The sequence below is a fragment of the Aeromonas sp. QDB68 genome (genome assembly GCF_027707405.1).
GTDB lineage: Bacteria > Pseudomonadota > Gammaproteobacteria > Enterobacterales > Aeromonadaceae > Aeromonas > Aeromonas caviae.
In genome coordinates this window covers 26,522-33,962 of record NZ_JAPCIQ010000040.1, presented here as the reverse complement: position 1 = coordinate 33,962, position 7,441 = coordinate 26,522, and the positions used below count along the sequence as shown (strand labels likewise).

7 protein-coding genes are annotated in these 7,441 nt (G+C 56.9%); all 7 read left to right on the top strand.

Translation table 11 applies throughout. The features are described 5' to 3' along the window. Positions 1 to 196 precede the first annotated feature (196 nt). Complete coding sequence (rfbB, locus tag PG892_RS12965; protein ID WP_223916184.1) at positions 197 to 1,282, top strand: dTDP-glucose 4,6-dehydratase; 1,086 nt, start codon at positions 197 to 199, stop codon at positions 1,280 to 1,282. After that, a complete protein-coding gene (gene rfbD, locus PG892_RS12960; protein WP_223916186.1) occupies positions 1,282 to 2,169 on the top strand; it encodes a dTDP-4-dehydrorhamnose reductase in 888 nt (295 codons plus the stop codon). The genes rfbB and rfbD overlap by 1 nt, the downstream gene beginning before the upstream one ends. A 111-nt stretch (positions 2,170 to 2,280) precedes the next feature. Continuing rightward, positions 2,281 to 3,159 (top strand): glucose-1-phosphate thymidylyltransferase RfbA, encoded by an 879-nt coding sequence (gene rfbA / locus PG892_RS12955; RefSeq protein ID WP_223916188.1) that lies wholly within the window; start codon positions 2,281 to 2,283, stop codon positions 3,157 to 3,159. Between the two features lie 65 nt (positions 3,160 to 3,224). Then, positions 3,225 to 3,773, top strand: coding sequence for a dTDP-4-dehydrorhamnose 3,5-epimerase (gene rfbC / locus PG892_RS12950; protein WP_223916190.1), 549 nt, complete (start codon positions 3,225 to 3,227; stop codon positions 3,771 to 3,773). Next, positions 3,773 to 4,567: an ABC transporter permease gene (locus PG892_RS12945; protein ID WP_005349947.1), complete on the top strand. Its 795-nt coding sequence runs from the start codon at positions 3,773 to 3,775 to the stop codon at positions 4,565 to 4,567. Before rfbC ends, PG892_RS12945 begins: the two co-directional genes overlap by 1 nt. Positions 4,568 to 4,575: 8 nt before the next feature. Further along, on the top strand, positions 4,576 to 6,231 hold the full coding sequence (locus PG892_RS12940; RefSeq protein WP_005349930.1) for a GspE/PulE family protein: 1,656 nt from the start codon (positions 4,576 to 4,578) through the stop codon (positions 6,229 to 6,231). After that, entirely contained in the window at positions 6,231 to 7,430 is a 1,200-nt protein-coding gene (locus PG892_RS12935) for a type II secretion system F family protein (protein ID WP_270825476.1), read from the top strand. Before PG892_RS12940 ends, PG892_RS12935 begins: the two co-directional genes overlap by 1 nt. Positions 7,431 to 7,441 lie beyond the last annotated feature (11 nt).

Sequence of the window (7,441 nt, the reverse complement as noted above, 5' to 3'; positions counted from 1 at the left end):
AAGCGATTGGGCCGCTGCCCGCAGGAGTGGCTGAGGGCAGTTGTCAGGTCCTGCATCGAGAAAACCGACTACCCGTTCCCGGAGGAGTTGGTGCTGTCAACACCGTCCCGGTGAACGGTTACAATCGTGGCGCCATAAGACAGCACAACATCACCAGAAATCTCTTTTTCATTAGATTGCAATCAGGAACCTTTCAATGAAGATCCTTGTGACCGGCGGCGCCGGTTTTATCGGCTCGGCTGTGGTGCGCCATATCATCCGGGATACCAACGACTCAGTTATCAACCTCGATAAACTCACCTATGCGGGCAACCTGGAATCCTTGGCCTCTGTTGCAAACAGTGAACGTTATGCCTTTGAGCAGGTGGATATCTGCAACCGTGCCGAACTGGATCGAGTGTTTGCTCAGCACCAGCCGGACGCCGTGATGCACCTGGCGGCCGAGAGCCACGTTGATCGCTCTATCACTGGGCCGGCGGCGTTTATCGAGACCAATATCGTCGGCACCTATATGCTGCTTGAGGCGGCACGTGCCTATTGGAATGGTCTGGACGAGGTACGCAAGGCGGCTTTTCGCTTCCATCACATCTCCACCGACGAGGTGTACGGGGACTTGCCCCATCCGGATGAAGTCAGCGGCGACGACCCGCTGCCGCTCTTTACCGAGACGACTCCCTATGCACCGAGCAGCCCCTATTCCGCTTCCAAGGCGTCGAGCGATCATCTGGTGCGCGCCTGGCGCCGAACCTATGGCCTGCCGACCCTGGTCACGAACTGCTCCAACAACTATGGCCCCTATCACTTTCCCGAGAAGCTGATCCCGTTAGTTATCCTCAACGCCCTGGATGGCAAGCCGCTGCCTGTGTATGGCAAGGGCGATCAGATCCGGGATTGGCTCTATGTGGAAGATCATGCTCGGGCGCTCTACAAGGTGGTCACCACGGGCGTGGTAGGGGAGACCTACAACATCGGCGGGCACAATGAGAAGCAAAATCTGGAGGTGGTGCATACCATCTGCGATCTGCTTGACGAGATGGTGCCTAAAGCCTGCTCCTATCGGGAACAGATCACCTATGTCGCCGATCGCCCTGGCCACGACCGCCGCTATGCCATTGACGCCAGCAAGATGAGCTCCGAGCTCGATTGGCAGCCGCAAGAAACCTTCGAATCCGGGATCCGCAAGACGGTACAGTGGTATCTGGATAACCAGCAGTGGGTGGGCAACGTCAAGAGCGGTGCTTATCAATCCTGGATCGAGCAGAACTATGGGGAGCGTAGCTGATGCATATCCTGTTGTTTGGCAAAAACGGTCAGGTGGGTTGGGAGTTGCAGCGCTCGCTCGCTCCATTGGGCCGTATCACCGCCGTCGACTTCGACTCCACCGACTATTGCGGCGACTTTAGTAACCCGGCGGGGGTGGCCGAAACGGTACGGCTAGTCAAACCGGATGTGATCGTGAACGCGGCGGCGCATACGGCGGTCGACAAGGCCGAGAGCGAGCGTGAGTTTGCCGAGCTGCTCAATGCCACCAGCGTGGCTGCGATTGCCAGAGAAGCCCAAGTGCTGGGCGCCTGGCTGGTACACTACTCCACCGATTATGTATTCGATGGCAGTGGCGAACGTCCCTGGGTTGAAACCGATGCGACGGCCCCGCTCAACGTCTATGGTGAGACCAAGCTGGCAGGAGAACAGGCGGCAGCACTCTGCTCCCGTCATCTTATCTTCCGCACCAGCTGGGTCTATGCCGCCCGTGGCGCCAACTTCGCCAAGACCATGCTGCGTTTTGGTAAAGAGCGCAGCGAGATGTCGGTCATCAACGATCAATTCGGCGCACCGACCGGGGCCGAGCTGCTGGCCGATTGCACGGCTCACGCGATCCGTGTTGCGCAAGCGAGGCCGCAAGTTGCCGGGCTCTATCATCTGATTGCCTCGGGTACCACCACCTGGTTTGACTATGCACAGCTGGTGTTTAGCAAGGCCAAAGAGGCAGGGGGCGAGCTTGCGGTCACATGTGTCAATGCGGTACCGACCAGCGCCTTCCCCACCCCCGCCAAGCGTCCTCATAACTCGCGACTCGATACGACCAAGTTCCAGCAAACTTTTGATCTGGTGCTGCCAGATTGGAGCGTGGGTGTGGAGCGGATGTTGACCGAGATCCTCGGCACATAGGGATCAATGTCGCCGCACTCAGTGAATGTACAGCTGACTGATAGGGATAAAAGTGACTGGGTGGCAGCAGGCCCCCCTCATCTCGCAATTAAATAGAAGAAATTGAGCACCATGACCCAACGTAAAGGCATTATTCTGGCCGGAGGCTCCGGCACCCGTCTCTATCCTGTCACCATGGCCGTGAGCAAGCAGCTGCTGCCTATTTACGACAAGCCGATGATCTACTATCCGCTGAGCACCCTGATGCTGGCTGGCATTCGTGACATCCTCATCATCAGCACACCGCAAGATACTCCCAGATTCGAACAGTTGCTGGGTGATGGCAGCCAATGGGGCTTGAACCTGCAATACAAGGTGCAGCCGAGCCCGGACGGGTTGGCTCAAGCCTTTATTCTGGGAGAGGAGTTCATCGGCTCAGACCCCTGTGCTCTCGTGTTGGGCGACAACATCTTCTATGGCCATGACTTGCAGAAACAGCTGGAGGCGGCAGCAGCCAAAGAGAGCGGTGCCACCGTCTTTGCTTATCACGTACATGACCCTGAGCGTTACGGGGTAGTGGAATTTGATGAACAGGGAACAGCTATCTCCTTGGAAGAAAAGCCGCTAGAGCCAAAGAGCAATTACGCCGTTACTGGCCTCTATTTCTACGACAACAGTGTGGTGGAGATCGCCAAAGGCCTGAAGCCTTCGGCGCGCGGTGAATTGGAGATCACCGATGTGAACCGTATCTACCTGGAGCAAGGCAATCTGTCGGTGGCGATGATGGGCCGCGGTTATGCCTGGCTCGATACTGGTACCCATGAGAGCCTGATTGAAGCGAGCAACTTTATTCAGACCATTGAGACCCGTCAGGGATTGAAAGTCGCGTGTCCGGAAGAGATTGCCTATCGCAAGAAGTTCATTGACGCAGAGCAAGTGAAAAGCCTGGCGGCGCCACTTGCGAAGAATGCCTATGGCCAGTATCTGCTAAAGCTCATCGCCAGAGCCTGACGTACTCAATAGATATGCAGGCTTTGGTTCATGTCTCTCTAGCATCATAACGTGTGGGTAATCCAATGAATGTAATTAAGGCTTCTATTCCTGACGTGCTCATCTTTGAGCCGCGTGTATTTGGTGATGACAGAGGTTTCTTCTTCGAAAGTTTCAATCAAAGAGTCTTTGAAGAGGCGGTCGGGCGTGCGGTGGAGTTTGTCCAGGATAACCACTCACGCTCGAGTCAGGGCGTGCTGCGTGGGCTCCATTATCAGATGGCCCCGCATGCACAAGGGAAATTGGTGCGTTGTGTCGCCGGTGAAGTGTTTGATGTCGCGGTGGATATCCGAAAAGACTCGCCAACCTTTGGGCAATGGGTGGGTGTTAACCTCAGCGCACAAAACAAGCGACAGTTGTGGATCCCGGAAGGGTTTGCCCATGGTTTTCTCACTCTGAGTGAACACGCCGAGTTTCTCTACAAGACCACCGATTACTATCAGCCCACCGCTGAACGCAGCATCTTGTGGAACGATGCCACCTTGGCCATTGCCTGGCCCGAGATCGCGACGTCTCCAACCCTGTCGCCCAAAGATGCGCTTGCTGCTGCGTTCAATGACGCGGAGCTCTGTTGATGATTGCGCTCTTCGGGTCTGCTCTTGAACACAAGTCGCTTATCCGTGATTTGGTGATCAGAGACATTAGTGCCCGCTATAAGGGAACACTGTTAGGCATGGTGTGGGCATTACTCAATCCCTTGTTAATGCTTGGACTCTATACCTTCTTCTTTACCCTGATCCTCAAATCGAAGTGGGGCGTTGGCGATACGCAGGCTAACTATGGTCTGATGTTATTCTGCGGATTGATTGTCCACGGGTGGATGGCTGAGGTCCTATCCAGGTCCCCGGATTTACTGTCGTCCAACCGGAACTATGTAAAAAAGGTCGTCTTCCCGTTAGACACCCTGGTGTGGATCACCGTTCTTTCCTCTCTCTTCCAGGTATTTCTCAGTCTCGTCTTGCTGTGTCTGTTGGCATTACTCATGGGCAACGGTCTATCCTGGACGTTCTTTTTATTGCCGTTAGTACTGCTGCCACTATTTGCTCTGCTATTGGGGTTAGGATGGTTTGTTGCCTCTCTGGCCGTCTATTTTCGTGATATTGGCCAGTTTATGGGGAGTTTCCTGACGCTGCTGCTCTTTACCAGTACCGCGTTTTTCTCCCTGGAAACAGCCCCAGAGGTGATCCGCTCATTTCTCCTCTTTAACCCACTGACCATCATCATGGACTCGCTACGGGATGTACTGATCTTGCATCGACAGCCCGATTGGCGCTTGCTGGCTGTGCATGCGGTCGTCTCTTTCTCTGTGATGTGGCTTGGATACCGCTGGTTTAATAAAACCAAGGCCGGATTTGCCGATGTTTTGTAGGACGTGTCATGAAGATTGGTGAGAGACTGATCGCCAAAGGGGCGATCGGGCGCGAAGACTTAGAGCGAGCCCTGGAAGTACAACGTCAGGCCGGTGGACGCTTGGGCTCCATTCTGGTCAGGATGGGGGCTGTCTCTGAAGATGCGGTATTGCGATCGCTGTCAGAGCAGTTGGGCTATCCCTGTGTCGAGCCTGCCCACATGCCGGCCCCCTTGGATATCTATCAATGCCTGCTGCCTCTGCCAGTCAGGCTGGAGTGGTGGCTCGATAACGATGCCCTGTTGTGGGAGGTGGACGGTCAGCTGCAGCTGGTTGCAAAAGACCCGTTAGAGACGCAGCTGCAGGATCTCATCGCCTATCTGTTTGCGGGGCGCCCGGTGCAGTACTGGCTGGCTCGAACCCAGGACATCGACACCCTGGTGGACCAAGTCAGGCGTGAGAGTGCCGTCACCGACCTGTTCAGTAACAGCGAGCATTCGTTACAGGCGTTGATCGAAGAGGCGCCGGTCGTGGAGCTGGTCAATAACCTGCTGGCACAGGCTGTCGACAGCGGTGCATCCGATATTCACGTTGAGCCCGAAGAGCTGCGCTTCACGGTACGCATGCGGGTCGACGGCGTGCTTCATACTCATATGGTGCAACCGGCCGAGCGCTATCCGGCGATAGGGTCACGGATCAAGCTGATTGCCGGATTGGATATTGCCGAGAAGCGCTTGCCACAGGATGGCCGTATCACCTTGCGCCTGAGTGGCCAGGATATGGATATCCGTGTTTCGACGGCACCGGGTGTTCATGGTGAGTCGATCGTGATGCGTCTGCTGCCCAAGAACAGGGGAACGCTGTCGCTGGAAAAACTCGGGTTTGAGCCTGACCATCTCAGTTTGCTGCACAGCTGGTTGGCGTGTCCCAACGGGATCGTGTTGGTCACAGGCCCGACGGGCTCCGGTAAATCCACCACGCTCTACGCCGCGCTCGAAGCCATGCGCGATGGCAGCAACAAGATCATCACGGTAGAAGACCCTGTTGAGTATCAAGTCTCGGGTGTGACCCAGATCCAGGCGCACAACGAGATTGGTTACACCTTTTCCCGTGCACTGCGTGCCATCTTACGTCAAGACCCCGACACCATCATGATCGGTGAGATCCGGGACCTGGATACGGCGCAGATTGCCATCCAGTCAGCCCTGACGGGTCACTTGGTGCTCTCTACCTTGCACACCAACGATGCCGCTTCTGCCTTTACCCGATTGGTTGACATGGGGCTCGAGCCCTTCCTGGTGGCGGCGTCGGTGCGTGGTGTTCAGGCACAGCGGCTGGTCCGTCGCCTCTGTGAGCAGTGTGCCGTCGAGGACGACCATCCGCTCTTGCCACAGGGGTGGTCAAGCAGCCAACCGGCGTTTGCTGCCGCCAATTGGAAGAAGGCGGTGGGATGCCCGCACTGTCATCACACCGGCTATCGCGGGCGGTTGGGGATCTATGAGCTCGTTGCCCTGGACGGTGAGTTGCAACAGCTGGTCAACCGGCAGGCCCCCTTGCAGGAGATCAAGTCGCTGATCCGGCAACAAGGCCAGCGGACACTGTTTGAAGATGGTCTGATCAAGGCCAGCAGGGGATTAACCAGCATTGAAGAGGTGATGCGGGTCGCCTATGTGGAACACGACTGATGATTTTCCGATATGAAGGCGTAGACGCGCAGGGCAACAGCCTGAAGGGAGAGCTGGACGCAGTCCATCGTCATGCGGCACTGCGCCAGCTCAGTGACAAGGGGGTCATCGTCATTGAGCTCAGCGAGCTGGCGGCCGTGGCGCGCGCGCCCTGGTTTACCCCTCGCCTGACGCGTGCTCAGTTGCTGCAGGCTCTGCATGAGTTGACCACCCTGATCACCTCAGGAGTGACCCTCTCCGAGGGGATCGATGCGCTGATTGAAGGGGGACACCATCCTCAAATTGAGCAGGCATTTCGCACCATGGGCAGGGCTTTGCAGCAGGGGGAGAGTTTTTCCGCCGCCCTTGCCCAGAGCAAGCTACCGCTGCCCGACTACCTGTTTCATCTGGTGAGGGCGGGTGAAGCCACCGGCGAGTTGGGTGAGGCGCTGAGCCGAGCCTTGGAGAAAATGCAGTTTGACCAACGCACCGGCAATGAACTGCGTAATGCCCTGACCTATCCCATCGTGCTGGTGCTGGCAGGCCTGTCGGCGGTCGTGTTGATGTTTGCCGTGGTGGTGCCGAAATTCACCGGCATGTTGGGCCACGGTAAGGTGACGCTGCCCTGGTTGGCCGACATGGTGCTCTCGACGGGGGAGTGGTTTAACGCCAACTGGGATCTATTGCTCATCGCACTCACTCTCTGTGTGGCAGGTCTTGCCTTGGCGCTGCGCTCGCGCGATGTACGCCAGCGTCTGCTCAACGGCGTGTCACGCCTGCCCGTGGTGGGGGAATGGCTCTACCAGAGCGATGTCGCAAGCTGGTCTTATACCCTGGCAGCCATGCTGGGATCCCGGGTCGAGTTACTGCAGGCACTCGAGTTATCGCGCGGCTCTTTTCGTATCCCGTTTCGCCAGCGTGGGATGGGGGAGGTGATCCGCCTGGTGCGCTCGGGCAAGAGCCTGTCGGAGGCTCTCGCCGAGACCCGGCTGATCGCTCGCTCCGGGGTCAATCTGGTGCGGGTCGGTGAGAAGAGTGGCCGCCTTGCCGAGATGTTCTCCTCGCTGGCCGCCATGTATGAAGAGAACAGCAAGAACCGCATCAAGAAGGTGCTTGCGTTGATCGAGCCCCTTGCCATTCTGCTGATTGGCTCTATCATCGGCGTCATTATTCTTGGCATCATCCTGGCCATCACCAGTGTGAATGAGATGGCCGTCTAGTTAATCTGAGG